Here is a 1,810-nt window from a genome sequence, read left to right as displayed (position 1 = left end):
CGGACCGTGCTGGGCCTGTTCGTCTTTCCTTTCGCGGGAACCCACGCCTTGTTCTCCAACGTGGTGAATCACTCGTTCGTCGTGCGGCGGGCGAGCGTTGCGGGTCTGGGCAACGCCGCGCGCTTCAAGACCGATGAAAAGGAATACCGCTTCAGCTGTCGCTTCGATGTGCTGGATCCCGCATCGGGCGCTGCGCCACGCGCACAGCGCGGCACCTGCACGCTGCCCGACGGCCAGACGCTTGCGCTCGTCGTCAACGACGTGAAAGGGGCGTCCACGCCCGATGGCGTGTACCGCGTTTTCGCGGGCCTGCGTTCCGATCCCTTCTACCTGGCCTGGGTGTTCGCCACCCTCAAGAAGGCGCCCAACCTGCTGCAGCACGACAACGCGCTGTGCATCGTCATCGAACTGGATGCGCGCCGGGCATTCGATGCCGGACGGGGTTCGCTCTTCGCGGTCATTGCGGAGACCAGCCCGATTCACAAGCCGGGCGCGCTGATCGGACACGACCCGCCGCGCTTCGACTGGGTCGGCCGGCCCGAGCAGACCAACATGCGGCTCAACAACTCCGCGCTGGCAGGGACGGATGACCTTCGCGACCTGTGGAACCAGCAGACGCCATTCGCGATTTCAGCGAAGCTCAAGCCCCTGTTTCACCAGCGCATGATGGACAGCCTGGGCAAATGGGACAGCCGCGATGGCAAGACGGACTGGAAGCGCGCGGAGATGGAGGCCAGCGCCAATGTCTTCAACGACGATTTCCTGCTGTTCGATGTGTCGAAGCCGACCACCGACGAAAGCTTCCTGGAGATCGAGAAGAGCACGCTCAAGGGCGTTCCCTACCGCACCGGTGGCGGGCGCACCGTCGACGCCGATGTCATCGACATCATGGTCACGTGGATGGTGAACCATGACCGCGAGTTCCTCCAGGGCGGTGCCACGCAGGCGACCCAGCGCGGCATCAAGACCTTTCCTTATTTCGCGCCGCCCAATGCGCAGGTGCAGACCGTGGCGGAAAGCGTCGACTTGCTGGCGCCGCCGGATCAGGTCTGGGCGCTCGTCGGTGCCTTCGGCGGCATGTGGCATCCATTGATTGCAAGGATCGAGTTGACGGGCTCCGGTGTCGGGCAGTTGCGCAGTATCGAGACCATCGACGGCAAGCGCATCGTCGAGCGGCTGGAGGCCTTCGATGATGCGCAGCGGCTCTATCGCTATTCGAACGTCAGCGGCATGCCGGCGGAGGGCTACACGGGCACGCTGGAGGTCAAGCCGAAGGACGCCGGCAGTTCGGTGGCGTGGAACGTCCAGTACCTGGCGAACGGGCAACCGACCATTGCGGTGAAGACCGTCGTTTCGCAGTTGCTGGGCGCCGGCCTTGCAAGCCTCAAGGCGCGCTTCGGCACGCCGAAGTGATCAGGGCAGCGGCCCATTCCGGATGCGCGAGGAGCACCAGCATGACTATCGGTCGTCGAGAACTCCTTCTGGTCACAGGCGGATGGATCGCCATGGGCCCGGTGCTTGGCGCTCTTCCTTCGCTGGCCGCGGCACGCCCTGCGGATTCAATGGCGCCGGAGCTTGCGATGCAGGTGGCGCCGACAACCAACGGCGAGATCGCCGCCCTGAACCTGGAGAGCGCGCGGCAGGCATCGTGGTCGCGCTTCAAGCAGGCGCCACAGTTGCCCGGCATCGCCGAGTCCATCGTCGGGCAGGAGCAGATGGCGGCGCAATTTCTCGGCGATCTGGCCGCGTACGATCGTCTCGATGCGTTGGTCAGGCAGCTTGCTGAACTCGACGCCCACGCGCCGCGAAC

2 protein-coding genes are annotated in these 1,810 nt (G+C 65.0%); both read left to right on the top strand.

Annotated features, from left to right (window positions below; genetic code table 11):
* Nucleotides 1-1,413, top strand: a 1,413-nt coding sequence (locus tag QTI66_RS39425) for an SRPBCC family protein (protein WP_286565821.1), incomplete at its 5' end; no start/stop codon positions are given.
* Between the two features lie 92 nt (nucleotides 1,414-1,505).
* Nucleotides 1,506-1,810, top strand: a 305-nt coding sequence (locus tag QTI66_RS39420) for a hypothetical protein (protein WP_286565820.1), incomplete at its 3' end; no start/stop codon positions are given.

Source organism: Variovorax brevis (assembly GCF_030317105.1).
Taxonomy (GTDB): domain Bacteria; phylum Pseudomonadota; class Gammaproteobacteria; order Burkholderiales; family Burkholderiaceae_C; genus Variovorax; species Variovorax brevis.
The sequence above is the reverse complement of the archived record's forward strand: the minus strand, read 5'-3'. Positions and strand labels throughout refer to the sequence as shown.